General features: G+C 36.0%; 29 protein-coding genes and 1 pseudogene. 17 read left to right on the top strand and 13 right to left on the bottom strand.

All coding sequences use genetic code 11. The annotated features are described in order from the left end of the window. The first annotated feature begins 124 nt into the window (after positions 1-124). The 5 genes from modA to rpsR all read left to right on the top strand — a co-directional run bounded on the left by modA (position 125) and on the right by rpsR (position 3,153). On the top strand, positions 125-886 hold the full coding sequence (modA, locus tag JEOSCH030_RS01910) for a molybdate ABC transporter substrate-binding protein (RefSeq protein WP_235962189.1): 762 nt from the start codon (positions 125-127) through the stop codon (positions 884-886). Continuing rightward, positions 867-1,556 (top strand): molybdate ABC transporter permease subunit, encoded by a 690-nt coding sequence (gene modB / locus JEOSCH030_RS01915; protein WP_185124930.1) that lies wholly within the window; start codon positions 867-869, stop codon positions 1,554-1,556. The genes modA and modB overlap by 20 nt, the downstream gene beginning before the upstream one ends. 115 nt (positions 1,557-1,671) lie before the next feature. Beyond that, positions 1,672-1,998 carry a PadR family transcriptional regulator gene (locus JEOSCH030_RS01920; RefSeq protein WP_185124931.1) on the top strand — a complete coding sequence of 109 codons (327 nt, stop codon included), beginning with the start codon at positions 1,672-1,674 and terminating at the stop codon, positions 1,996-1,998. 1 nt (position 1,999) lies between these two features. Then, on the top strand, positions 2,000-2,773 hold the full coding sequence (locus JEOSCH030_RS01925; protein ID WP_185124932.1) for a hypothetical protein: 774 nt from the start codon (positions 2,000-2,002) through the stop codon (positions 2,771-2,773). Positions 2,774-2,913: 140 nt separating this feature from the next. Continuing rightward, positions 2,914-3,153: a 30S ribosomal protein S18 gene (gene rpsR / locus JEOSCH030_RS01930; protein ID WP_035810211.1), complete on the top strand. Its 240-nt coding sequence runs from the start codon at positions 2,914-2,916 to the stop codon at positions 3,151-3,153. A 45-nt stretch (positions 3,154-3,198) separates the two neighbouring features. Here rpsR and JEOSCH030_RS10810 read toward each other — a convergent pair. Beyond that, positions 3,199-3,357, bottom strand: a pseudogene (locus JEOSCH030_RS10810) (DUF2188 domain-containing protein); the annotation flags it as partial. A gap of 126 nt (positions 3,358-3,483) precedes the next feature. Beyond that, positions 3,484-3,636 (bottom strand): DUF2188 domain-containing protein, encoded by a 153-nt coding sequence (locus JEOSCH030_RS10815; protein ID WP_235962190.1) that lies wholly within the window; start codon positions 3,634-3,636, stop codon positions 3,484-3,486. A 169-nt stretch (positions 3,637-3,805) separates the two neighbouring features. Between JEOSCH030_RS10815 and JEOSCH030_RS01940 the strand changes: the two genes are divergently transcribed. After that, entirely contained in the window at positions 3,806-4,708 is a 903-nt protein-coding gene (locus tag JEOSCH030_RS01940) for a VOC family protein (RefSeq protein ID WP_185124933.1), read from the top strand. Positions 4,709-4,749: 41 nt separating this feature from the next. Here JEOSCH030_RS01940 and JEOSCH030_RS01945 read toward each other — a convergent pair whose 3' ends face one another. Further along, positions 4,750-5,358 carry a general stress protein gene (locus tag JEOSCH030_RS01945; protein WP_185124934.1) on the bottom strand — a complete coding sequence of 203 codons (609 nt, stop codon included), beginning with the start codon at positions 5,356-5,358 and terminating at the stop codon, positions 4,750-4,752. A 121-nt stretch (positions 5,359-5,479) separates the two neighbouring features. Between JEOSCH030_RS01945 and JEOSCH030_RS01950 the strand changes: the two genes are divergently transcribed. Both JEOSCH030_RS01950 and JEOSCH030_RS01955 read left to right on the top strand, forming a co-directional pair. Continuing rightward, on the top strand, positions 5,480-6,220 hold the full coding sequence (locus tag JEOSCH030_RS01950) for a helix-turn-helix domain-containing protein (protein ID WP_185124935.1): 741 nt from the start codon (positions 5,480-5,482) through the stop codon (positions 6,218-6,220). 271 nt (positions 6,221-6,491) lie between these two features. Further along, entirely contained in the window at positions 6,492-7,052 is a 561-nt protein-coding gene (locus JEOSCH030_RS01955; RefSeq protein ID WP_185124936.1) for a YfbU family protein, read from the top strand. 18 nt (positions 7,053-7,070) lie between these two features. Here JEOSCH030_RS01955 and JEOSCH030_RS01960 read toward each other — a convergent pair whose 3' ends face one another. Then, positions 7,071-7,448: a hypothetical protein gene (locus JEOSCH030_RS01960; protein ID WP_185124937.1), complete on the bottom strand. Its 378-nt coding sequence runs from the start codon at positions 7,446-7,448 to the stop codon at positions 7,071-7,073. Positions 7,449-7,704: 256 nt separating this feature from the next. On the opposite strand from JEOSCH030_RS01960, the gene guaB reads away from it, so the two are divergent. From guaB to rpsN, 3 genes are all read left to right on the top strand, one after another. Continuing rightward, the gene (gene guaB, locus JEOSCH030_RS01965) at positions 7,705-9,174 is read left to right on the top strand and encodes an IMP dehydrogenase (protein WP_185124938.1); all 1,470 of its coding nucleotides are present in this window, start codon (positions 7,705-7,707) and stop codon (positions 9,172-9,174) included. Between the two features lie 14 nt (positions 9,175-9,188). After that, positions 9,189-10,733 (top strand): glutamine-hydrolyzing GMP synthase, encoded by a 1,545-nt coding sequence (gene guaA / locus JEOSCH030_RS01970; RefSeq protein WP_235962191.1) that lies wholly within the window; start codon positions 9,189-9,191, stop codon positions 10,731-10,733. Between the two features lie 278 nt (positions 10,734-11,011). Next, the gene (gene rpsN, locus JEOSCH030_RS01975) at positions 11,012-11,281 is read left to right on the top strand and encodes a 30S ribosomal protein S14 (protein ID WP_185124939.1); all 270 of its coding nucleotides are present in this window, start codon (positions 11,012-11,014) and stop codon (positions 11,279-11,281) included. A gap of 74 nt (positions 11,282-11,355) precedes the next feature. On the opposite strand, the gene JEOSCH030_RS01980 is transcribed toward rpsN, so the two are convergent. The 5 genes from JEOSCH030_RS01980 to JEOSCH030_RS02000 form a co-directional block, all read right to left on the bottom strand. Then, a complete protein-coding gene (locus tag JEOSCH030_RS01980; protein WP_185124940.1) occupies positions 11,356-11,775 on the bottom strand; it encodes a universal stress protein in 420 nt (139 codons plus the stop codon). Positions 11,776-11,810: 35 nt separating this feature from the next. Next, on the bottom strand, positions 11,811-13,253 hold the full coding sequence (locus tag JEOSCH030_RS01985; RefSeq protein ID WP_185124941.1) for a SulP family inorganic anion transporter: 1,443 nt from the start codon (positions 13,251-13,253) through the stop codon (positions 11,811-11,813). A 174-nt stretch (positions 13,254-13,427) separates the two neighbouring features. Beyond that, entirely contained in the window at positions 13,428-14,897 is a 1,470-nt protein-coding gene (gene nhaC, locus JEOSCH030_RS01990; protein WP_185124942.1) for a Na+/H+ antiporter NhaC, read from the bottom strand. Between the two features lie 144 nt (positions 14,898-15,041). Continuing rightward, positions 15,042-15,926 carry an acetamidase/formamidase family protein gene (locus JEOSCH030_RS01995; protein WP_185124943.1) on the bottom strand — a complete coding sequence of 295 codons (885 nt, stop codon included), beginning with the start codon at positions 15,924-15,926 and terminating at the stop codon, positions 15,042-15,044. A 4-nt stretch (positions 15,927-15,930) separates the two neighbouring features. Beyond that, positions 15,931-17,145: an aromatic amino acid transport family protein gene (locus JEOSCH030_RS02000; RefSeq protein WP_185124944.1), complete on the bottom strand. Its 1,215-nt coding sequence runs from the start codon at positions 17,143-17,145 to the stop codon at positions 15,931-15,933. Between the two features lie 159 nt (positions 17,146-17,304). Here JEOSCH030_RS02000 and JEOSCH030_RS02005 point away from each other — a divergent pair, with 159 nt between their 5' ends. Both JEOSCH030_RS02005 and JEOSCH030_RS02010 read left to right on the top strand, forming a co-directional pair. Next, positions 17,305-17,658 (top strand): DoxX family protein, encoded by a 354-nt coding sequence (locus tag JEOSCH030_RS02005; protein WP_185124945.1) that lies wholly within the window; start codon positions 17,305-17,307, stop codon positions 17,656-17,658. Positions 17,659-17,676: 18 nt separating this feature from the next. Next, complete coding sequence (locus tag JEOSCH030_RS02010) at positions 17,677-18,846, top strand: MATE family efflux transporter (RefSeq protein WP_185124946.1); 1,170 nt, start codon at positions 17,677-17,679, stop codon at positions 18,844-18,846. Between the two features lie 3 nt (positions 18,847-18,849). Here JEOSCH030_RS02010 and JEOSCH030_RS02015 read toward each other — a convergent pair whose 3' ends face one another. Further along, on the bottom strand, positions 18,850-19,356 hold the full coding sequence (locus tag JEOSCH030_RS02015; RefSeq protein WP_185124947.1) for a CHAP domain-containing protein: 507 nt from the start codon (positions 19,354-19,356) through the stop codon (positions 18,850-18,852). 130 nt (positions 19,357-19,486) lie between these two features. On the opposite strand from JEOSCH030_RS02015, the gene JEOSCH030_RS02020 reads away from it, so the two are divergent. Then, complete coding sequence (locus tag JEOSCH030_RS02020) at positions 19,487-20,344, top strand: SDR family oxidoreductase (protein WP_185124948.1); 858 nt, start codon at positions 19,487-19,489, stop codon at positions 20,342-20,344. Between the two features lie 155 nt (positions 20,345-20,499). Then, positions 20,500-21,423 carry a DMT family transporter gene (locus JEOSCH030_RS02025; RefSeq protein WP_185124949.1) on the top strand — a complete coding sequence of 308 codons (924 nt, stop codon included), beginning with the start codon at positions 20,500-20,502 and terminating at the stop codon, positions 21,421-21,423. Between the two features lie 36 nt (positions 21,424-21,459). On the opposite strand, the gene plsY is transcribed toward JEOSCH030_RS02025, so the two are convergent. Continuing rightward, complete coding sequence (plsY, locus tag JEOSCH030_RS02030; protein WP_185124950.1) at positions 21,460-22,083, bottom strand: glycerol-3-phosphate 1-O-acyltransferase PlsY; 624 nt, start codon at positions 22,081-22,083, stop codon at positions 21,460-21,462. Positions 22,084-22,295: 212 nt separating this feature from the next. Between plsY and JEOSCH030_RS02035 the strand changes: the two genes are divergently transcribed. After that, positions 22,296-22,982, top strand: coding sequence for a phosphoribosylaminoimidazolesuccinocarboxamide synthase (locus JEOSCH030_RS02035; protein ID WP_185124951.1), 687 nt, complete (start codon positions 22,296-22,298; stop codon positions 22,980-22,982). Positions 22,983-23,055: 73 nt separating this feature from the next. Then, positions 23,056-23,385: a HesB/YadR/YfhF family protein gene (locus JEOSCH030_RS02040; protein ID WP_235962192.1), complete on the top strand. Its 330-nt coding sequence runs from the start codon at positions 23,056-23,058 to the stop codon at positions 23,383-23,385. 45 nt (positions 23,386-23,430) lie between these two features. On the opposite strand, the gene JEOSCH030_RS02045 is transcribed toward JEOSCH030_RS02040, so the two are convergent. Both JEOSCH030_RS02045 and JEOSCH030_RS02050 read right to left on the bottom strand, forming a co-directional pair. Beyond that, positions 23,431-24,078, bottom strand: coding sequence for a Crp/Fnr family transcriptional regulator (locus JEOSCH030_RS02045; protein WP_185124952.1), 648 nt, complete (start codon positions 24,076-24,078; stop codon positions 23,431-23,433). Between the two features lie 148 nt (positions 24,079-24,226). Beyond that, a complete protein-coding gene (locus JEOSCH030_RS02050; RefSeq protein ID WP_185124953.1) occupies positions 24,227-26,131 on the bottom strand; it encodes a heavy metal translocating P-type ATPase in 1,905 nt (634 codons plus the stop codon). Positions 26,132-26,141: the final 10 nt, after the last annotated feature.

Here is a 26,141-nt window from a genome sequence, read left to right on the forward strand (position 1 = left end):
TCTGAGACAGACTAGGATTCTAGTCTGTCTTTTCTAATGTATAATGGTAATGAAGTGATTGAGACAGAAGGGAAGATACATAATGTTTAAAAGTTCTAAATTAAGTGTGTTTCTTTTATTTTCAATGTTATTAATTTTAGCAGCTTGTGGTAATGGTGAAGAAAGTTCAGCTGAAAGTGATGACCAAGCTGATGAGACAAGTTCAGCTACAGTGACAATTTCTGCAGCAGCGAGTCTAACAGATGCAATTCAAGAAGTTGGCGAACTCTTTAATGAGGAAAATCCTGATATACAATTAGATTTTAATTTTGGAGGATCAGGCGCCCTTCAACAACAGATTTCTCAAGGGGCACCTGCAGATATATTTTTCTCAGCGTCTCAGAGTGATTTTGATACTTTAGTTGATGAAGGCGCAATCGACCAAGAAAATTCGAGTCAATTATTAAAAAATGAACTTGTCCTTGTTGTTCCGGAAGACAAAACAAGTGTTACTTCATTTGATAATTTAACTTCAGCAGAAAATATTGCTGTAGGTACACCAGAATCAGTTCCAGCAGGAGAATACGCTATGGAAACTTTTGATTCTATGAATCTGACTCAAGATTTAGAAGATAAATTAATATATGCAGAAGACGTTAGAGCAGTCTTAACTTATGTTGAGCGTGGAGAAGTTGATGCTGGTTTAGTTTATCGCACGGATGCAATGACAAGCGATAAGATTGAGATTGTTGATGCTGCTAAAGAGGATACTCATACACCGATTGAATATCCAGTTGGTTTAATCAACGATTCAGAAAACCAAGAAGCTGCTCAGGCTTTCTATGAGTTTTTACAAACAGAAGAAGCTCTGAAAGTTTTTGAGGACTATGGATTCGTTACTGAGTAATTTTGGTGTGACGACAAATGAGTTTCTAACCCCTGTACTTTTGTCATTGCAGGTTGCGTCAATTGCACTTATATTTTCCTTTGTTTTAGGTACTTTGATGGCAAGATTCATGACAAAAGTAGAGTTCAAAGGAAAAGTCATATTAGAAACAATTATGATGTTGCCAATTGTCTTACCTCCTACTGTGGTTGGATTTATACTCATTGTCATATTTGGAAATAACAGTTTTGTTGGAGATTTTATAGAATGGTTATTTGGCGGTTCCATCATCTTTACTTGGTACGCTGCTGTACTAGCAAGTACAGTTGTCGCCTTTCCTTTGATGTATCAATCAGCCAAAACTGGTTTTTTGAGCATTGATAAAGATATAGAAGAAGCGGCAAAAGTAGATGGTGCAAGTGATTTTCGTATCTTTATGAAGATTACTATGCCACTTGCTGCTGTCTCTCTTATTACTGGAGCGATACTTAGTTTTGCACGTGCACTAGGTGAGTTTGGTGCGACTTTAATGATTGCTGGTAATATTCCTGGCAGAACTCAAACCTTACCAACCGCGATCTATGTTGCCTTACAATCAGGTAATATGAACCTTGCTTGGTTATGGGTAATTACAATCATTGGAATTTCCTTTATCATGTTATTATTTGTACGTACAAAAGCTAAAGAATAAAATATTGACAGCCTCTAAATGAACTATCTTACATTGTAAGATAGTTCATTTAGAGGCTGTCTTTTTTAATAATCAACTACCTTGCAATGTAAGATAGTTGACTAGGAGGTAGGCCGTGTCAGTAAGTAATCAAATCATGAAAGGTCTGTTAGATGGGGCAATTCTAGGGCTGATTTCTCAAGGTGAAACTTATGGTTATGAGATTACTAAGAAATTAGAAGCGCATAAATTTCCAGATATCAGTGAGGGGAGTATTTATCCAGTACTTCTGAGGTTGAGTAAAAAAGGATATGTAAACACAAGGATGGTTAAGTCAGATAGCGGTGGACCGAAGAGAAAATATTATTCAATTAGTGACACTGGTAAAGCGGAATTGAAAGTGTTTAAAGACAAATGGATTAAATTAAATGATGGAATGAATAGTTTAATAAGAGGTGAATAAATTGTTAAGTAAAGAGGCAGATAAATTTCTAACAGAATTTCGTTTAGAAATGATGGCACATGGTAAACAAGATGAAGCAATTGATGATATGGAAGCTGAGTTGGAAGACCATTTGATACAAGCAGAACAAGACGGGAAAAGTTTAGAAGACGTTACGGGCGGATCAGTTAAGGAATATATTAAAAATATTTCTGGGGAAATGCCTCGCGTAAATAATATTCAAAAGTATGTGGCCTTGTTTATTATTTACCTCGCTGGAATTTTAACTGTACCCAATTTAATAAGTGGTGATTTTGAGTGGACTTTAGCGAATCTCTTATACTATGTGGGAATTATTGTCCTCGGACCCTTATTGATTTACCAAGCCTTTAAATTTATACTCATAAATTTTGCTAGCTTTAAATCAGAGAAGATTGAATTAAAAGGCATGGTACTAATTTTCGTCTTTAGCTTTTTATTTATGGGACTATTAGTCGGTTCAATTTTCCTTGTGAGAAGCTATCCAATCATCACATTTTTTGAACTAGACCCTAGTGTAAATATAACGATTGGCTTTATTTTGTTAGCGATCTTGGTCATCGGAACACTTGTCATGAAGCAATGGTTCTATACGATATTAGCTTTAATACTTGCTGCTCCAGAGATAATTGCACAAGTCTTTACAAGTGATGGACCACAAAGTGAAAGCTACTTGATTATTTCGTCAGTAGGACTCTTGTTAGGAGTTATCATTTTGTTTATTGGTAGCAGAATCGCTATGAAAGCTAAAAAGTAATTGACTTTTTACTCTTAAAGTTGTAATATATATCGTGCACATACACACATTTAAAAACACACGTTCAGCTAACGAAATTATGGATTACGCATTCGATCCACACAGTCGAATATAATAATCTATAAAAGGAGGGCTTACCTATGGCAGGTCCAAGAAGAGGCGGTCGTCGTCGTAAAAAAGTTTGCTATTTCACAGCTAACGGAATTACACACATCGACTACAAAGAAGTAGAACTTCTTAAAAAGTTCATCTCTGAACGTGGAAAAATTCTTCCTAGACGTGTAACTGGTACTTCAGCTAAGTACCAACGCCAACTAACAGGCGCGATCAAACGTGCTCGTCACATGGCATTGTTACCATACGTTAAAGAAGAACAGTAAGATCAGTAAAACCGCTCTAGAACCTTGTTCTATAGCGGTTTTCTTTTACTCTTTTTTACCATCTCTTGTATATGAAATCACTTTAGAATTTTTGTTATCTGCAATGTCCTGAGCACGTTCTAAAGCTTCTTTTTTATACTCGTATCTTCCAGAAGCACGTTCGGCTTTGGCTGTTTTTACGACCCATTCTTCATTCTCATCATCAAATTTTACATGTACATTGTTGTCTAATAAGTCCGGATTAGCACTTTCTGTGTCATGAGAATCATTTTTGGAAGGATTGCTTTCTTTCTCAAATGATTTTAATTCTTCTTTAGACGCGTTTTCGTATCAGTCTTTTCCTTCTGATGTGGCAATAGCAATCGCACGGCTTTCATCATAACCACTGTCTAGTAGTGCATTTGCGATATCGATAATTTTTTTACGTTCGAGTGCATCAAAGTTTTTTAAAGAATCAGGGTAGTCTTGCATATTCCATGCCATAATATCACCTTTATCTTATAGATTTCTTTTTATACTCTTCCCCTATATCAACACCCTAAACGCTTTTGTCTATTGTGCTTTTTTGTAGATGCAATTTCTCTTATCATTATCGTTTCTTAACATTCATTTGTTACAATTATTTTAGAAATTAACCTAGGGAGATGAAGATGTGAAGTATCAAAAAATTGTTCCACATTTATGGTTTGATACAGAGGCAAAAGAAGCAGTTGAATGGTATACCGATATCTTTCCTGATTCAAAAATTACAATGAGACAGACCTTGACTGATACACCTTCAGGAGACAGTGAACAGTTTGCTTTTAGCTTGATGGGTTATGAATTTATGGCAATTAGCGCAGGTCCATTTGCAAAGAAAAATCCATCCATTTCTTTTATCTTGCAAATAGATGAGCAAAATGAAGAGTTGATTGACGAATTATATGACAAGCTGATGGACGGTGGTAAGGAACTGATGCCACTTGGAGAATATCCATTTAACAAGAAGTATGCATGGATAGAGGATAAGTATGGAACATCATGGCAGTTCTGGTTGAGAAATCACCGCAGTGGTAAGAACCATATCGTCCCTTCTTTAATGTTTGCGAATGAAAACACTGGTAAGGCAACTGAAGCGATGAAGCTCTATGTTGATACTTTTAAAAAGAGTGAACATCTAGCTTCTAGAAATTATCCGCCAGGTATGGAACCTAATACTGAGGATTTGGTCATGCATGCTGAAGTACGTTTAGCTAAAAAACGTTTTTCTTTCCAAGATAGCGGTTATGAACATGATTCTCAGTTTTCAGAAGGCGTTTCTCTAATGGTTAAATGTGATGATCAAAAAGAAATTGATAAGTACTGGAAAGCTTTATCAGCTGATCCTGAGGCTGAACAATGTGGTTGGTTGAAAGATAAGTTTGGTGTGTCCTGGCAAATTGTCCCTAAGGTTATGGATGATATGATGGAAAATGGTAGTCCAAAACAACTGAAAAAGGTAACTGAAGCATTCTTGAAAATGAAAAAATTTGATATTGAAACTTTAGAAAAAGCTTATAAGAAGGCTGATAAATAAAAAAATAATCCTGAAAGGAATAAAACTTTCAGGATCTCTTTTTATTTGCTTTTATTCATATCAACTATTGTAAAAGTATTGTCATCTAAGGATACTGTACGTCTACTACCATCTTCTTCAACGATTTCTGCTGCATCCATATAACTATCATGTTTTTTCTTAGCTTCTGCATGTTCTTTTTGCTGATTCACTTTTTTAGCATCAGTAATGCCATGTTTATTAGTGACTTCACTTTGATTAGTGTCATCTTCTTTTGCATTTGAAACATCTACAGTCGAGTTATAAGGAAGAGCTTTCTTATCTTCTCTCTCATTTGTCTTGTCTACATTTTGATTCTTTTCATCTCTAACGATTAAAAGAATTTCCCCATTGTCTATCGAATCTTTAAAGTCTTGTTGATTGAGGTCAACATCTTTTAATTGGTTAAGCACACGTTCTTCACGGTTCTCATCTAAGAACTTGGCAGCTACAGTATCCCACATGTTACCATTCGCTTTTTTAAAGCCGACATTTGTGTATCTAAAAAAAGTAGCTTGGAAGCGGTCCTTACTCACGACCATCATATCAGTATCTTTTACACCGTCTGCACGTAATTGGTAGATTTTATCACTTAAGTCATTGATATTAGAGTATTTTTTAATAGTAGTCATAAATCTTCCTCCATCACAGTCTTTCTATACTATACCCGTTAGAAATTGCCTGAAACTCCCATGACAATTCAATTGACAATTTATTCTTATTATTTATATTTATAAATGAGGGAGGGCATTTATGCAAATCAATTGGTCTATTGTGTCGGAACGTCGCCAAGAGTATAACTTTTCTCAAGAAGTTTTAGCGAGAAAAGCAGGTGTATCAAAGTCATTTATTAGCCGTTTGGAAAACGACAGGGATAACAAGCAAAAATTTAACTTTTTATCGACTTTAAAAGTAATGAATGTACTAGATTTACAACTTGAAGATTTAGTGACTTACGTTTCAATGAGATCAAATATGTCCATCCTGGATAATTTGGATAAGATAAGAGAACAAGGTAACTTAAACTTAATAGATAAAACGCTCAATGAGTTATCTATTGCAGAATGGCGACATTCACTAAAGTATTCAGTTTATTATGATTGGCACAAAGCTTTGTGGTGTATTCATCAAGAAGACTATATAGCAGCATCAGTTCATATTGATAAAGCACTCGAGCGTCTTGAAAGAATCGATTCCATGAATAATATTAAAATCAATATCTATATTGCAAAAGGATATATTGAACAGCTTAAAGGTGAGGATGGGGGAGCTTTTTACCTTAGATCAGAAGCACTCTATAAAGAAGATCCCACGATTATCAACTATCGCACGAGAATTCGTTTGGTGTACTACATAATAAAAGGCTATGTTATACAAGAAGAATATGATAAAGCAACATGGACTGGACGCATGATAATGAAGTTTTTAAATGACAATCAGTCAATTTATATGAAAAAGGAAATAGAAAATCTCTTGAAAGAAATTGATGAATAATTTATAAATTGTGTGCTGTTTACAAACAATCTCCCAAATATAAGCATTGGTATAATTTTCTATTAATAGAATACTTCTGACAACTTATAATAGAGTTACTCTGAACACAACAGAGAAATTAACAGAAGGATTGATGAGATAGAATGTCCAATGTAGATTATTTTTCAAATTCACTTAGGAATAAGGCGACTTTAAGTATGAACATTGCTGGTAACAGACGAGCGATTTTACCGCTTAAGCATGCTATTTCTGTAACTGCATACGTAAACATATGATGAAAGCACACTTACAAGAAACACCATTCTTTAAAATGGAAAAAGATAGGATGAAGTGGATTAGTATTTTAGAAGCTAAGAAAGCAAAGTCAGATGACTATGAATATCAAATTCTGTGTGATTTTTGTATTCACACTATAAAAGAAGGTATCCATTTTCATTATGATGAAGTGCTTGATTTACTTGGCTTAAGGAATGAAGCGATTCCTATCGACGTATCTGTTGAGGTTGAATTTATAATGTCTATGTTTAAACATGTCACAAAATCATTGCTTCAGTTGACGCCTAGCAAGATGGAATTAATAGAAAGTCAGTTTTATACGAATTTTACCGGCTTTGATATCCAAGAATTTCAGCACTTAAGCTACTATGTATTTTTAGTGAAAACTAAACGTGCTGTGATTTCTATAAAAAATCAAGGACACAACTTAAATTTAAAACAGTACAGACAGATGTTAGCTAAGTATGAAAAGTATAGAGAACATGAATTTTTATCAGAAGATCATTTGACCGAAATCCTTATCGCACGTCAGTCACAAATGAATTTTTTACTATAGAAAAAACCTGAAGAATATTTATTCTTCAGGTCCTTTTTGTATTGTCGCTTCAACTGAGTCTCGTCGATCATTTTGTTTTAAGGAATCACTGTTATAAACGAGTAAAAATCTTCCTTCCTCAACGAATTTAAGGTAGGATGAAATTAAATCAGACTCTAAGCCACGTGCTTCAAGATATTTCTCTGCTTTTACATTATTAGTGAAGATATCTTTAAAAGTTGTACTGTTGGAATGTGGGTTATACACTAAACCCATGTAATCTGTCCAGTCTGGTTCCTTATCCTCTAGACCAATAACATGAAAGTATTCTTCGTAATAATCTTGTTCCGTTTTAAGTTGATCGACTCTTTCTAAGATCTCATTATCAGTATCGTACTTTTCTATGTGTAACATCATGATTCACCTCAAATTTTTATCTTATTTCACTATTCCCTAGAATCCTAATATTAAACTTTCGAAAGCAAGCAAATGTCTAAAAATTCCGAACTTTAACTCTGACTTTATAAAAAATATGCATTGTTTTATAATAAGATATAATAAAAATGAACAAATCTTGATTATCAGTTCGGTTTTTTGCTATAATTGGTCAATTAACATTTTATAGCCTAGCAGTTTACGATTTGATTACAACATTTAGGAGGCAGTTTTTATTATGTGGGAAGATAAGTTTAAAAAAGAAGGACTAACGTTCGATGATGTGCTACTTTTACCAGCACACTCAGAGGTATTACCTAAAGAAGTTGACCTGTCGGTTGAGCTTGCTCCAAATTTGAAGTTAAACATTCCATTAATCAGTGCGGGAATGGACACAGTCACAGAATCTAAGATGGCCATTGCTTTAGCAAGACAAGGTGGACTTGGTGTTATCCATAAAAACATGTCTATTGAACGTCAACGAGATGAAGTTGAGAAAGTAAAACGTTCTGAAAATGGCGTAATCAAAGATCCATTCTTTTTAACTAAAGAAGAGCAGGTCTTTGCTGCAGAACACTTGATGAGTAAATACCGTATTTCAGGTGTACCAATCGTTAACAATCCAGAAGAGAAAAAATTGATTGGTATCATCACTAATAGAGATATGCGTTTTATCGAAAACTATTCTATCACTATTGAAGAAGTCATGACAAAGGATAACTTAGTGACAGCACCAGTTGGTACTAAGCTTGAAGATGCAGGTAGAATTCTACAAGAACACCGCATTGAAAAACTGCCATTAGTTGATGAGAATAACGTCTTATGTGGACTCATTACTATTAAAGATATTGAGAAAGTGATCGAGTTTCCTAATGCTGCTAAAGATGACCAAGGACGTCTACTAGTTGCAGCGGCAATTGGGATTGCAAAAGAAACTGAAAAACGCGCGACTGAGCTTATTGCGGCGGGCGTAGATGCATTAGTTATCGATACAGCACATGGACACTCACAAGGTGTTTTAGAGGCGATTAAAGACATTCGTAATAAATTCCCAGAAACGACATTGATTGCAGGGAATGTAGCGACTGCAGAAGGTACACGTGCACTAATTGAAGCGGGTGTAGATGTTGTTAAAGTTGGAATTGGACCAGGTTCAATCTGTACAACTCGCGTAGTTACAGGTGTTGGTGTTCCACAAATTTCAGCAATTTACGATGCAGCTTCTGAAGCACGTAAACATGGTAAAGCAATTATCGCTGATGGTGGTATTAAACTTTCAGGTGATATCGTTAAAGCCCTAGCAGCAGGTGGACATGTTGTCATGTTAGGTAGTCTACTTGCAGGTACAGAAGAAGCACCTGGTGAAACTGAAATGTTCCAAGGCCGTCGCTATAAAACATATAGAGGTATGGGATCATTAGGCGCAATGGAACAAGGTTCAAAAGATCGCTACTTCCAAGAAGATACAGAAGCTAAGAAATTTGTACCAGAAGGTATTGAAGGCCGTACAGAGTACAAAGGACCTGTTGCTGATACGGTTTACCAATTGATTGGTGGCCTGCGCTCAGGTATGGGTTACACAGGCTCTAAAAATCTTGAAGCACTAAGAGAAAGTAGTCAGTTTGTTAAAATCACAGCTGCTGGTTTAATTGAAAGTCACCCACATAATGTTCAAGTAACAAAAGAAGCCCCAAACTATAGTAGATAAGGAGTCTTAACCGAATGGAAATGGCAAAAGAGCAAGAACTTATTTTAGTAATAGACTTCGGTAGTCAGTATAATCAATTGATTACACGTCGTATTCGTGACTTAGGAGTCTATAGTGAACTGCATAACCCAAGTATTTCACTAGAAGAAATTAAGGAATTAGATCCTAAGGGAATTATCCTATCAGGCGGCCCACGTTCAGTATATGCAGAAGATGCGTTTAGCGTAGATCCAGGTGTCTTTGAACTCGGCGTGCCTGTACTTGGAATTTGCTATGGTATGCAACTCATGATGCAAATGAACGGTGGAGAAGTTGTGAACTCTGATGAGAAAGAATCAGGCGCAACTGAAATGCACCTAAATAATGAAGTTGACATTTTTGAAGGTTGGGACAAAATCGAAACAGTCTTGATGAGTCATGGTGATAAAGTGACTCAGCTTGGCGATGGTTTTAAAGCAGTAGCAGAAACTGTGAACTGTCCAACAGCAGCGGTTGTTCATGAAGAAAAACCGTTCTATGGTGTGCAGTTCCATCCGGAATCTAGACATACAGAAAATGGTAATCATTTCATTGAGAACTTTATCCGTAAAATCTGTGGTTGCCATGGTCAGTGGACGATGGATAACTTTATCGATATTGAAATTGAAAAAATTCGTGAACAAGTTGGAGATAAACAAGTACTCTGTGCCATGAGTGGTGGTGTAGACTCATCTGTTACAGCTGTGCTGCTTCATAAAGCAATAGGAGATCAGTTAACTTGTATCTTTGTTGACCACGGCTTACTTCGTAAAGGTGAAGCGGAGATGGTAATGGAGCAATTTGGTGAAGGCTTTAATATGAATATTATTAAAATCGATGCTAAAGACCGTTTCATGTCTAAACTTAAAGGTGTTTCTGACCCAGAACAAAAACGTAAAATCATTGGTAATGAATTTATTTATGTCTTTGATGATGAAGCTTCAAAACTTAAAGGTATTGATTTCTTAGCACAAGGTACGCTGTATACAGATATTATAGAATCAGGTACAGAAACTGCTAAGACAATTAAATCTCATCATAATGTTGGTGGGCTACCTGAAGATATGCAGTTTGAATTGATTGAGCCATTAAACACACTCTTTAAAGATGAAGTACGTGAATTAGGAATTGAGCTTGGTATTCCTGAACACTTAGTGTGGAGACAACCATTCCCAGGACCAGGACTTGGTATTAGAGTTTTAGGTGAAATTACTGAAGAAAAACTTGAAATTGTGAGAGAAAGTGACTGGATTCTAAGAGATGAAATCGCGAAAGCAGGGCTAGAAAGAGATATTTGGCAGTACTTTACAGTATTACCGAATATCAGATCAGTCGGTGTAACAGGAGATTATAGAACATATGATTACACAATCGGCGTCCGTGCAGTAACGAGCATCGATGGAATGACAAGTGAATTTGCAAAAATTGACTGGGACGTATTAGAAAAAATTTCAAAGCGCCTAGTGAATGAAGTGAGACACATCAACCGTGTTGTATATGATGTGACAAGTAAACCACCAGCAACGATTGAGTGGGAGTAAGAACATAATTTAAAGTACGCTTAAGCTAGATATACCCCTTTATGTAGACACTTGAAAAGTGAAACTTAAAGGGGTTTTTAATTAGACAAAGTTGAAATTTATATCCTAATAAAATTCGGGACTCATTTATCGATGTAGACCTTACAGAAGTGCTTAACGATTTAGTTGAAAGACAAGAGAAATAAAGTAGCCAATAAGAGAAGATTTTCCACTTGATAAATCGTAACAATTACGATATATTACCATGTACGTATAAATCAAAATATAGGAGAGATTATTTGGCTAAAAAATCAAAAGTTGTTAAAGCTCAAAAGCGTGAACAATTAGTTGAACAGTATGCAGAGTTAAGAAGAGAATTAAAAGCAAAAGGTGATTATGAAGCACTACAAAAATTACCTAGAGACTCATCACCAACGCGTGTAAACAATCGTTGTGGGGTAACGGGTAGACCTCGTGGATATATGAGAAAATTTGATATGTCTCGTATTGCTTTTCGTGAATTAGCTCATAAAGGACAAATTCCAGGTGTGAGAAAAGCGAGCTGGTAAGAAAATAAATTGCATAACAAGCTAAAAAGCCAAAACTTTGTATGATATACAGAGTTTTGGCTTTTTATATATGCTTATTTAACTATAAGAACAGGACAGTTCGCATTTTTCATGACTTCATGGCTGACACTACCTAATACCATTTCTTGTAAGGTATTAAGGCCACGGCTACCTATGACAACCATATCTGCTTTTTCTTGATCTGCATGTTCAATGATTGTTGGACCAGGGTTGCCACGTAATATTTTAAGTTGGTAGTTTATATTCTTAGAATTAATCTTTTCTTCTACAGGAAGCATTTTTTTGCGACGAGCATATTCTAACTCTTCTTTTCCTTGGGCATGAAGAATTTCATTTTTTGACTTAGAAAAATCAGCAACGAATACAACGACTATTTGACAATCTGGAATTAGAGATGCGATTTTTACTGCTTCGTCAGTTGCCCTTAAAGAGTTTTCTGAGCCATCAACAGCAAGTAATATTGTTTTATACATTTTGACCGCCCCAATCTTATTAAGTATAAAGAACGTTACCCTTTATTATATACGGCTAATTCATTCAGTAATTTTTGACTGGATGTATCTAAGTCTTTAATGGTTACTCTATTATTTTTCTCTCGGTATTTCATTACGACCTTATCGACGGCACCCACAGCAGAGTCATCCCATATACGAGCGTTTGAGAAATCAATGATGATATCTTCATTCTCAACACTAAAATCAAACGACGCGATAAAATCCTCAGTTGACGCGAAAAATAATTGACCATCTACTTTAAAAATCAGATGTTTGTTATCGTGGTGTTCTTTGACTTTCAGTTTAGATATTTTAGCAACAAAGAATATTGCACTTAAAATTACACCAGCAAAGACACCTTTTGACAAATCGTTAGTTGCTACAACGATTCCAACAGTGACTAGCATTACAATAGCATCTGCTTTTGGTGCTTTTCTAAGATAAGTAAATGATGACCAATCAAAGGTCCCGATTGATACCATGATCATGATTCCTACTAGAACAGGCATGGGTATTTGTACCACTAAATTTCCTAAAACGATAATGAGGAACATCAATAATGCACCTGCAGTTAGGGTAGATAGTCGACCACGTCCACCGGATTTAACGTTGATGACAGACTGACCAATCATGGCACATCCAGCCATACCACCGAAGAAACCTGTAACGATATTTGCGATACCTTGACCTCTAGCTTCTCTATTTTTATCACTCTCAGTATCTGTCATATCATCGACGATAGAAGCTGTGAGTAAAGACTCCAGCAAGCCGACAATTGCTAGTGCTAAAGAAAAAGGAAAGACGATTGCTAGTGTCTCAAATGTCAAAGGAACATTTGGAATAAAGAATTCTGGTAATGATCTTGTGATTGCACCTAAATCACCAACAGAACGTAAATCTATATTTGCATAAAGTGCGACGGACGTTAAAACAACAATTGCAATTAAGGGAGCGGGAATCGCTTTGAAGAATCTTGGAAGAATGTATACGATTGCTAAAGTAATTGCTACAAAAAGGTAGGTCATATTTGAAATACCAATAAAATGAGGCACTTGAGCCATAAAAATTAAAATGGCTAAGGCGTTGACGAAACCGATCATGACAGCCCTTGGTATGAACTTCATAAACCTAGATACCTTGAAAATACCAAAGAGTAGCTGAATTATACCTGTTAACACTGTAGCTACTAATAAATAATCAAGACCATGTTCTCTTACTAACGGCGCCATAACTAAGGCCATTGCACCAGTTGCAGCGGAAATCATTCCAGGACGTCCACCAACAAAGGCAATGATGACGACTATACAAAAGGAGGCATACAAACCGACCATAGGATCGACACCCGCAATAATGGAGAAAGCGATAGCTTCTGGAATTAAAGCTAAGGCAACCACAGTACCTGCAAGAATATCAGCCCTTATATTTGAAAACCACTCTCTTTTAATCTTTTCTACCACTTATTTCTACACCTCTTAAATTTATAATAGCTCTATGAAAACGAGATACGATTGAACCTAGCTTATTTTACCATATTTTAAGGGAATAATTAGCAATTATGTGAAATATTTATCAAAATAAAACAGCCAATCATCGGTTAATTTTGGATGATTGACTGTAAATATATAAAAATTTTATGCTGTCGCAGGTTTTGCTTCAACTTCTTCTGGATAGTGTTCCGCTAAATAAGCATCTCTTTCTTTTGAAGTAATCCTAGTAATTCCAATACCAGTCGCAGCTAAGATTATGGCGATAATCGGAACTGAGAAATTAAGTACAGCGTAGGGTGCATACTCAAATGCTGATACACCGAGTGTTCCGTAAATAAATACACCACATGTGTTCCATGGAATGAAGACTGAAGTAAGCGTACCTCCATCTTCTAGTGAACGTGATAAATTCTTCGAATGTAGCTTGTTTTCAATATATGTTCTTAAGAACATTCTTGAAGGCACAACGATTGAAATATATTGTTCAGAACAAGTAGCGTTAGTCGCAAAGCAAGATACAATTGTCGCTGTAATAATGCCCACTGTCCCTTTAGCGATTTTAAGAATCTGATTCATAATTGATTTGAGCATACCTGTATATTCAAGTACACCTGCAAATGTCATAGCAACGATTGTCATGGAAATAGTGTACATCATTTCCATCAATCCTCCACGGTTAAAGAGGTTGTTGACCATGTCATTACCAGACTCCATGACAAAACCATTCATTAAGAATGAAGTAGAATTCGCAAGTGACTCTCCTTGAACAAAAATAGAACAAATTATCCCAAGAAATACACCGATAACCAGCGCAGGCACAGCCTTAACCTTCATAATAATACAAAGAATGACTAAAGCTGGAACGAGGAGCAACCACGGACTAATTACGAAGTTTTCATCCATAGTTGTCAGCATCTCTTGAATATCAGCAGATGATGCTGTATTACTGCCAATGACATTAATGCCGATAAAAAAATATGCAACTAAAGCGATAAGTAAACCTGGAATCGTTGTATACATCATATGTTTAATATGTACAAATAAATCTGTATTTGTTAATCCAGAAGCGAGATTGGTTGTATCAGATAGTGGCGACATTTTATCACCAAAATAAGAACCTGAAATAACCGCACCAGCAATCATAGCAGGATTAATTCCCATGCTGACACCAATTCCCATCCCAGCAACACCAATCGTTGCCATAGTAGACCATGAGCTGCCGATAGCCAGTGACACGATACTACAGATTAAACAAATAGTTAGTAAAAAATATTGAGGATTAATTATCATTAAACCGTAGTAAACCATGGAAGCAACAACGCCGCCACCGATCCATGAACCGATAATTAAACCGACTAGCATGATAATAATTACAGCAGGTAAAGCGAGACGTATCCCCTTATACATCATCTCTTCAAGGTCATCAAATTTAAAACCGCTCAAAAGAGCAACAATCGCTGCAGTAATTGTCCCAATAATTAGTGGGAGATGTGGATCAGTTTCAATTACAACAATGGCGTATAACATGGACACAACCATAACGACTAATGGAATCAAAGCGATAAAAAAATTAAATTCCTTTTTTGTTTCATCATTATCTAAATTATTTGGCATAAGACACCACCCCTTTGTGGCTTTAATTATACATAAATATAGAATTTTCTCAACATTTAAAATACATAATTATAAGTTATATTACATTTTTATAAATTAATAAAAAACGCATATGCTTTTAACATATGCGTAAATATTTATTTCTTATAGTTGTTCTAATAGGGTCTTGGGCACTTTCACTCTTACGGTGACTAGAGGGTTCACCACTTGAGAAATTCGAATGTCACAGCAGGCTGACAAGAGTCTGTAGGCAATATCGTAGCTTACATCTAAAGCAGCTTCTAAATAATCAACTGTATTTTGTGAAGCAAGCTCTATGGCTTCATCTAAGGTTTTAGCTGATGCGATAAAGAAAAATGCATCAGAGCTTTCTACAATAGGGTTTGTAAGAGACAAGCCTTCAATTTTTGAAGCGGTTAAGGTAACGAGTCCATCAATTTCGACACCTGTGCCATCAAGCTCCCCATCTCCCATAGTGGCATGTAAATCTCCCATGGCAAGGAGACCACCATCTTGAAATACTGGAAGATATAATGCATTACCTGGTTTAATATCGGTTGTATCCATATTGCCACCATGACTGCCTGGTGAGGCAGTATGAATTTTATCTTGTGCAGTTGCTAAACCAATCACACCAATCATTGGTTTAACAGGCATACTTAGATTTTCAGTAAATTTTACTCGTCCATCTTGGACAGGTAAAAGTTTAGTTGAAGCGGTTTGAATTGTGTTTCCTAAAACACCGAGGCCATGGTCTGTCATCATAATGCCGTAGGAACCAAGCTCGATATTATCAATATTTAACTTCACAACGTCACCTTTTTTTAAACCATTTATAAATATAGGACCGGTCGCTAAATTTAAAATAGAGCGGTCAATATTCCCTCTTAAAGTATCTTCATCCTTAACCTGACCACCATAGCAATCATGCGTTTCTACCATAAATTGCTCGTTTAAATCTACTGTCATTACACTTTTTAAATCTGGAGAAAAATGATTGATGGTATGATCTTTGCTTAATTTTTTCAAAAAATCACCAACCTTTTGGTAATAAGTTTAGTAAACCTAAAAATGTATAAAGCGCTGCTGAACTAAAGAGAATGATGAGTGCTGTCTGGATGGCAGGGTGTGCTAACCGTCCACATGTCCAGGCGGGCTCTTGTTCATTTACCTTCCGGGCTTTATTGATCATCATAACTGGAATGACAGCCATAATCACACCTGCAAAAGCACCTGCGATAGATATAGCATCTACGAAGCCGACGAGTCCACTGTATGCGAGGACGAAAGGCGGAACTACAACGAAAGCTAAGGATATCAAACGATATTTAATATCCCATTCTGATGGGAATTTAAATTTATCAACAATATTAGTTAAAAAGCTCTGACCGATTGCCCAAAATGATGTCATCATAGCTAAAAGCGCAAAACCATTTGCAGTAAAGAATGCCCATTGACCTAAAGCATCTGCCCAGGCAATAGTCACCACTTCAGTTACATCATCTGGTCCTGTTAAACCGAGAGCAGCCATGGGTACAAGTATTAAGAGAACAGCAGTAATTGTCATTCCCAGAATTATTGCTTTAGGCAACTTCTTAATTTCATCTTTGTCATAACCACGAGCGAGTTCGGGCACTGTGTACTGAGCTAAGAAAGCAAAAATTGTTAGTGAGAATACAGGAATGGCAAATTTCCAGTTAGAGTACAAGAGAAATTCTGACTTAAGTCCTGGTCCAATAATAGATGCAGCAATTAAAATAACAATAAGTGCAAGCATGCCGAGAGTAATAAATTTCTCTGCCACTCCTGTAGCTTTTAAGCCAAACCAAATTACAATAATAGCTGGAATGAAAAAGATAATACTTCCGAGTGTAGGTGGTATATTAAAGAATTCAGCGAGGATAGATCCACTACCTGCTGTATATGCAATCAATGCTCCAATAGAGTTGACTGTTACAGATAAAAACATTAACCATGAGCCGAGTTTACCAACGTACTTCTCGGCTAGACCACTTAATTGGTAGTCTTTTTTAGTTCTCAAGGTCGTTTCTGCAACGTAAAGCATAGAAATAGTCGTGAATATACCTGCAACGATGACCCAAAATACAAGTACTGGCCAGCCAGCATTTTTAGCACCGAAAGCCAGACTAAGAATACCTGCACCAATGTTGGCACCAACGATTAATGATACGCCTTCTAGTAAAGTGAGTCGGGTCCGAGTTAAAGCAGAAGTAGAGTGATTAGACATGAGAACCTCCTATAGTTACAGAATTTTCAAACAATATATTGGTATTATAGCACTTTTAATTAAAGTGGCATATGTTCTATTAAATCTGAAAATGTTACAGGTACGTATTGAGATGGGTAGTATTATAAATATATAATTTTCAATAGAAAGAGGAATAATATGAAAAATTTATTTAGGTATATAATGGCAAGTGTCTTTACAATTGCGGGTATTCTTCATTTTAAGAGATTGGACGGATTTAAAAAAATAGTCCCGAGTTATCTACCTTTTAAACAGGGCATCGTGATTATAAGTGGGATCGTAGAGATAATTTTTGGTTTAGTTCTACTCGTTAAACGTCCAGGAACATTAATGAAAACAATGATTAGTGGATTTTTATATGCAGTACTACCTGCAAATATATACATGGCTAGAAAAGAAATTCCTCTGGGTGAAATTAGAGTACCAAAACCCTTACTTTATCTAAGAATTCCACTTCAATTCATTTTAATAAGAATAATCAAAAGATTATAGTGAAGTGTAGGTGATTATGTGCAGGAAAAGACACTCGGCTTAATTGTTGCGCCAGGTTACGTGGAAGCAATTATTAAAGAGTTAGTAGAAGATCTACCAAAGCAGTTGAAACGCTTTGTAAATAGTGATATCACTTGGAAGATTGAATGTCATGTAGATAGTTGGACTGGTGGTACGAACTATGCAGAAAGAGCAATAGAGTGGACTCGTTTTGAGATGGAAAACAAAGACTGGGATTATGCAATTACGCTGACAGATCTTCCTTTATTTGATGACAGAAAACCGATTACTGCTGAGGTTCATAGTGATAAGAAAATTGCTTTTATTAGTTTACCTGGTTTTGGTTTTACTCCGATGAAAAAGCGTGTCAGGGAATCTATCATTCAAATGATGGATGAAATTTATTTTGGAAGTTCTGACCAAGAAAGAAGAGAATCAGAAGTTAAGCAAGATCAAGAGGAAGATAATGAAGTTAAATATCAAGGACCGAAAAATCTTGTGGGTAAAAGATTCTTTGAAGTCATTTCACCATTAAGGCGTGAGGTGTTACATGAAAAAGACAGTAGTGTTCATGCAAGGTACACTTTAGGTTCAGACACTGCTGGTTTGATAAAAATCATTTCTGGAATGGTGAATGCCAATCGACCGTTTAAATTATTTCAAGCATTTCTAAAGATTATAATTATCGCTTTTACTACTGGAACTTATGCTTTAGTCTTTCCGACTATTTGGGGACTGAGTACAAATTATAGTGTTGGACGGTCAATATTATTGATGTTAGCAGCTATCATTACTTTAGTAGTGTGGATTATCATTTCTAATAATTTGTGGGAGAAAAAAACTGGGGAAGAACAGCCACATATTAGAAGGTTATATAATGTCACGACAGTCTTGACCCTTCTTATTACAGTGATCATGTATTATGTCTTATTATTTGTAATGTTTTTAACGATCATTTTACTGTTAATTCCACCTAGTCAGGTCGCACAAAACTTGTCAGTAGATTCTGTTGGACTAGGTCCATATTTATACACTGTATGGATTGGAACCAGTCTATCTACATTTATTGGTGCGCTAGGTACCGCATTTAATAATGAAAAGATACTGTTAAATAGTACTTACGGCTATAGACAACAACAAAGAAGAAAAACGACGGAAGAGATTGAAGAAGAAGCGGAAGATGATTAATTTTTAATCTGTTTCAGCTGCATAAGGATTTTCTTTAGGATGGATATATGAGTATTTATCGATATTCTCTTGTTCGATTGTTCTGTTTGTAATTTCATGGGGTGTGTTTAAGTTCATTTCTGATATATCAATGGAGCCATCTTCATTGATATTTTCAATATAGGCCACGTGACCAATCGGTCCAGATTCAGTCTGTAATAAGGACCCTTCTTTTGGTGTATCGTTTACCTCATAACCATCATCTTTGGCACGGTTTGCCCAATGTTCAGCATCGCTCCATGATTTTTCAATCATCATTTTGTCCTCATTAACTTTATCAAACACATATTGAGTACACTGCCCATCGTCATAAGGATTATGTGACATAGGATCCCTTATTTGCCTAATCTCTTCTTTTATTTTGGATATAAATGTTTCTGACTTATCATCCACATCAGTCACTATAAAAATTGTTCCAAGAGTCAAAATTAGAATGATGATTACAGCAAAAGATAATAATTTTTTCTTCATAATAAAACCTCTAAAATTTTTGCTAAGTATATCATGTTAGATGGTGTTAGACTAAGAAAAACTATTGGAAAGTATAGATCATCTAAGTTCAGGGTATTGAACAATAAACAGATTTTTAAGGGGTGTAGCAATGATTTTAGTCACTGGTGCAACTGGACAAATTGGAAGTAAGATTACTGAAGGGTTAATTCAATCAAAAGCGGATGTAAGGGTCTTTGTAAGGGATGAAAATCATTTAGGTGATTTAAAAAATGAAAATATACAGGTTGCTGAGGGTACTTTTGAGGATATGGAGTCGCTTGAAAAAGCGCTTGAGGGTGTCGATCGTTTGATGTTGATTGGACAAGATAATCCAGATCAAGTTCAACAACATCTTAATGTCATCCAAGCTGCTAAGCGTCAAGGTGTTAAACATATCGTTAAATTATCTGCTTTTGGTGCTGATAAAAATTCACCAGTTGCTTTGATGAGAGATCATGCAGAAATTGAAGATGCAATTAAAGATTCAGGCATGGAGTGGACCTTTATCCGGCCGCATTTATACATGCAAAATTTACTTCGTTTTGGGGATTCTGTGGCTGAAAACAATACATTTTTGGCGCCTATGGCACATGATGCGTACTCTTTAGTGGATATTCGTGATGTTGCAGAGGTTGCCGCAACAATCCTAACTACAGAAAATCATAATTCAAAAATTTATACACTGACAAGTCCACATGCCGAAAATTATGATGAGATAGCAGAAACACTTTCATCTTTATTAGGTAAGACAATCACATATCAAGCACAGTCACCTAAGGACTTTGAAAGAGATTTATTAGAAAGTGGAACTCCTGAATGGCGGGCTTATGATTTAGCTTATATTTCTAAGGCTTATAAAGGATCTGATAAACATCTTATCACTTCTGATATAGAGGATTTATTAGGCAGACCTGCTAGAAGTGTCAAAGACTTTTTGAGTGACCATTTATCCACCTTCAAAAATTAACTGACTGTTTACTATATCTTATGCACTTGACTCAACTTAAGTCAGGTGCATTTTTAAATTGCTACAAAAGTTTATAGTTTTAGAATTAATGCTTTGGTTTATGAGACATGATAGCCTATATTTAATGCAATAGATGATTTAAGGGGTGTGATGGAGTGAAAGAGCGGGGACTGATTTTTACATATGGTTTAGTATTTTTTATCACTGCGATTTGGGGTTTGAATGTTGTCTTTCTTAAAGTATTGGTAGAAAACATGCCAGCTCAAACAATGACCGCTTTTCGTATTATGATTGCTGGTGTGACTGCTTTAATCATCGTTCTTTTTACGAAGGAACTAAGACGCTTAACAAAAAGAGAATGGACATTTACCATACTTGGTATGATCTTTGGGGTCATGGCACACCACTTATTTTTAGCACTTGGTTTACAATCAATTCCAGCATCAAACGCATCCTTAATTTTAGCTTTAGTGCCTATAGCTACTGCAGTTTTAGGAGTGATTTTCTTAGGAGAAAATCTAACCAAAGCTAGAATCACTGGTTTTGTCTTAGCTCTATTTGGTGTGTTCTTAATTCAAGGCGCTACTGTAGATGCTTTTAGTTTATCCATAGGTGAAGGCATGCTGTTCATGTCGATGTTTGCTCAAGCAATCAGTTTTATCTTTATAAAGAAAGCAACGGCAACCTTAGATTCAAAAGCTGTGACGACTGTCATGTATTTAAGCGGTTCACTGGGTCTTTTGATCCTTGCTTTAGTTATGGAACCATCTGGATTAGAAGGTATGGCTGAGGCATCTGTTGGAGTCTATGCTGTCTTATTTATGTCAGGGATTGTTGCAACTGGTATTGGACACATGGTGTTTAACTCAGCCATTCAAAAAATCGGGGCATCAAAAACAGCAATATTCAATAACTTCGTGCCTTTCTTTGGAGTAATCTTCTCTGTAATATTCCTCAAAGAAGTCATTAATATCAATCAAATTATCGGTTTTGTTTTCATAGTGACTGGGGTTCTGTTTGGCACAGGGTATATAGAGAGAGTATTGAAAAAGCGCAAGTTGAAAGAGTTGGAGGAGTGAGGATATGGACCGTAGGCAGAGACCAGGAAAAAACAATCAGACACTAATCCTGTTCTCCTGGCCTTTCAAGAGTCTCTTTATATTAGAACGATGCTTAATAATAATGACTAAAGCCATGACACAAATTAATAGACTAAAGTACGGTGTGTGATCAAAGACAGGTAGACAAGACAAAATTGCTGCGATGGTTGTAGCTGTTATGGTCGCTAGAGAAACATAGCGTGTGGTTAGTGTGATAAGAATAAAAATAGTGATACAAATCAGACCGATTTTCCAGTCAGCCATACACAGGACTGCAAAAGAAGTGAGCGCACCTTTACCACCTTTAAAGTTAAAGTAGAGTGGCCAATTGTGGCCAATAATTGCACCTACACCGGCTGCTAAAAGACTCACTGAGTGCATGAATGGATCGGTAAAGAAGAACATACCAATGGCTAAACCAATTACAGACGCAATAACACCTTTTAAAACATCACCAAGTAAGACATAAAATGCGGCAACCTTACCCATTACTCTATATGTATTAGTCAGTCCAGCTGTTTTGCTGCCGTGTTCTCTAATATTGATACCATATAGTTTACTAACGATTAAGGCGGTATTTAGGCTGCCTAGTAAATATCCTATAGATACTAAAGTGATTATATAAATAAGATCCTGCAAATGTCTCACCTCTATAAATTAATCTAACGATTTTCTCTTATAGATTAACCCAATTATTAAGTAAAGAACACTAAAAGGATATCTTCACTCTCAATTTGGTTGGAAGAATGTGTTTAGATTATTTTCTATATATTCCAATAACAATTGCGAATTACTTAGTAAAGAAGTAAAATTATTAACATGACAAATCTGTTTAATGGGGTGCATTCATTTTGGATTTAATTTACAAAGGAAAGACGAAAGATGTGTACAAGGACGAAGAAGGTGCGACGGTCTTATATTTTAAAGATGATATGACTGGAAAGGACGGCGTCTTTGATCCAGGGGAAAATCAGGTGGGTCTAACAGTTGAAGGTTCTGGTATTGTTGGGCTAGAGATGACTACTTATTTCTTTGAAAAACTCAATGCTGCCGGTATACCGACACACTTTATTAGTTCAGTAGTTGATAATCGCTTAATGAAAGTGAAAAAAGTTTCTGTCTTTGGTAAAGGCTTAGAAGTCATTTGTAGATTTAAAGCAGTTGGCAGCTTTTATAGACGCTATGGTGCTTATGTTAAAGAAGGCGAATCACTACCTGCTTATGTTGAAGTGACTCTAAAAGACGATGAGCGTCAGGATCCAGTAATCAATAAATCAGCACTCGATGCATTAAACATTTTAGATACTGAATCATACGATGAAATTTCAGCACTCACGGTGAGAATTAGCCAGCTAATTAAGGATGAACTCTCTAAAAAAGGCTTAGATTTATACGACATTAAATTAGAGTTTGGTAGAGATGAAGAAACTGGAGAAATCTTACTAATCGATGAAATTTCAGGTGGTAATATGCGAGTGTATAAAGACGGCAATTACATAGAACCGTTAAAACTAAATGAATACTTTTTTGATAAGTAAGATGATAAAAGACACTTTGGAATGAAGATATTTCAAAGTGTTTTCTTATAGAAAAATAAATATATTTAGTACAATGAACATAAGACAAATTAGGGGTGGTATGAAAATGGAAATTACGATTACAGATCAAGCTCTAAATTGGTTTAAAGAAGAAGTGGAAGTTGAAGCGGGAAACAAGGTTCAATTCAACGTTCAAATTTACGGCACAAGTCCAATTAGGGAAGGCTACTCACTCGCTTTTAAATTGGATAATGATGATTCTAAAAAGTCTGTGTCTGTTGAAAAAGATGGAATCGAGTTTTATGTAGAAGAACAAGATGTGTGGTTCTTCGATGGATATGACTTAAAAGTGGCTTATGATGAAGATAAGGAAGAAGTAAAATACGAATATATAGAACAATAGGAAACATCCCTTAAATTGGGTTTTAAACCCGACTTAAGGGATGTTTTATATATCTATAATGTCATAGCTTTTATTATCGATTTTCTTGATAACACCTTGTTCTTCAAGCTTTTTAAAATTACGAGTCAGCGTTTCAGGTTGCATACTTAAGTAAGAAGCAAGATCTTTCTTAGTCATTTCTAGCTCTATTTTATCTTCTTTTCTGTGAGTGCGGATATATTCTTTTAACCTCTCACTCGTGCTGAGAAGTGAAATATTTGAAGTCAATGACTCAGATTCATTTAACCTCTTTGCAAAGCTCTCCATAAATTTGATACTGATATTAGGATATTTTTGCATGAGCTCATAAATATCTTCTCTGTCGATGACACATACCTGAGCGTCTTCCATTATTTCTGCGTAAGACTCATGTTGATGTGCCTGGTTGAAAAGCGCAAGTTCACCTGTAAAATCAGCATGACCCAGTACTCTAACTAACTGCTCTTTCCCTTGGTCATTTAAGCGATAAATTCTCGCTTTTCCAGCGTGTAAAACATATAAGGAATGATTATTGTCTCCTGCCATATATAGATAATCGCCTTTATTCAATTGTCTGGTATTAATTTTATCGAAGACTTCCAACAGTTCTTCATCTGCAAGGTGGTTGAATATTGGCACTCTGCTGACACATAGCTCATGACCTTTTAATTCCAATTGATATCCCTCTATTCTTAGAAGATATTAAGCCTCTTATATTAAATCATAGCGAACCACTTGTAATAGTCAAAGAAAACGAAACACAATCATCTAACCCTAAGAAAAACTTGAGAGCTAGATGATAAGTGTAATTTTGTTTATGAAACTATTGAACAGGTGCTTCTTTATGAGCAACTTTTTCTTTATTCTTATCTTTGGTTTTCATCGGTAACAAGCGCATTGCATTAACAATTACTGCTAACACGCTGGCTTGATGAATTAACATACCGGATGCAAGGTGGATGTAGCCGTAGATGACACCGAAGAGTAAGAGAATAACTGTAATTAAAGCGATGGCAGTATTTTGTAACATGACATTAAAGGTTGATTTTGACATGTTGTAACCGAGAGTGAGTTTAGAAAGCTTATCACTCATTAGAACGACGTCTGCAGTTTCCATAGCGATGTCGGTTCCGCCATGACCCATGGCAACACCCACTTCACTCAGTGCTAGGGCAGGGGCATCATTGATTCCGTCACCAACCATCATGACTTTACGATTATTTGTTTGCTCATTTTCAATATAAGCCATCTTTTCAGCAGGTAAGAGTTCTGCATGGAATTCATCCAGACCAAGAATATTTGACACTTTCTCAGCTGCATAATAGTTGTCTCCTGTAAGCATCACTAATTTTTTAGCACCGTTAGCTCTAAGGTTTTTAACAGCAGCATGAGCATCACTTTTAATTTTATCCATGATGGAGATTAGACCAATGATGTCCTTATTCTTAGCGATAAACATCGCGGTTTGCCCTTCTTTTTGTTCTTTAATGTAATAGTTTAAAATGTCGTCAGAAATGGTGATATTCTCTTCATCGATTAATTTCTTATTTCCAATGAAGTATTTGTCATCACCGACTGTACCTGCCACACCACGGGCTTTAATTGCCTCAGCATCCGTAACTTCGACATACTGTTCTGTTAGTTTTCTATCATCTGCTTCTTTGATAATTGTTCGACCAAGATGGTGTTCACTGACTTGTTCAAGAGATGCAGATAGAGCTAAAATTTCATCTTCAGTCATATCATTATAGATTTTGATATTAGTCACACTCGGTCGTCCTTGTGTTAGAGTACCTGTTTTGTCAAAAATGACCGTATCGATTTTAGCGAAGCGATCTACGATATCTCCACCTTTGATTAGGACTCCGTTTTTCGCACTATTACCGATACCCGCAACATAAGCGACAGGGGCTCCAATAATTAAGGCACCTGGACAAGCAATTACTAGGAAGGTAATGGCAAGATGAACATCTCTTGTTAATAGGCCAACGAGTAAACTAAGAACAACGATTGCAGGTGTATAATACTGGGCGAAGCGATTGAGGAATTTCTCTGTACTACTTTTTTGTTCAGATGCTTCTTCGACAAGTTCAATGATTTTAGAAAATGTCGTATCTTCACCGACTTTTGTTGCCTTGAGTTCAATATAGCCAGTATCAATGATACTACCACTATAGACTTCATCTTCTAAAGTTTTATTTTGCAGCACCGATTCACCTGAAATGGCAGACTCATTAATCTGTGCTTTTCCTTTGATGATGGTACCGTCAACAGGAATTTTACCACCCGGGTGGACTAGTACTGTTTCACCGACTTCTACATCATCGATATCGACTTCTACAATTTCACCGCCACGCATAACCTTTGCAACGTTTGGTGCCATATCGAGTAGGGACTGGATAGAATTTCTTGTTTTTGCCAATGTACGTTTTTCAAGGTAGGCTCCAAATAAGAAAAGAAAAGTAACGATTGCACCTTCTGTATACTCTTGTATAAATAGTGCGCCAATCACTGCGATAGTAATCAGCAGTTCAATACTGAAACTTTTAACGGTAAGTGCACTCCAGGCACGTTGTATAATCGGTCCAATACCTATCAGTGTGGCCATAATAAAGGTCAGGTCACGGATAGATGAATAGCCAAAATACATGAAGATTAGGCCAATGACAATCAACGCACCAGAGGTAAACATCAATTTGTTCAAATGTTTGTTAAACCATAGCGCCATATTAATTCCT

The sequence above is a fragment of the Jeotgalicoccus meleagridis genome, from assembly GCF_903994045.1.
Classification (GTDB): domain Bacteria; phylum Bacillota; class Bacilli; order Staphylococcales; family Salinicoccaceae; genus Jeotgalicoccus; species Jeotgalicoccus meleagridis.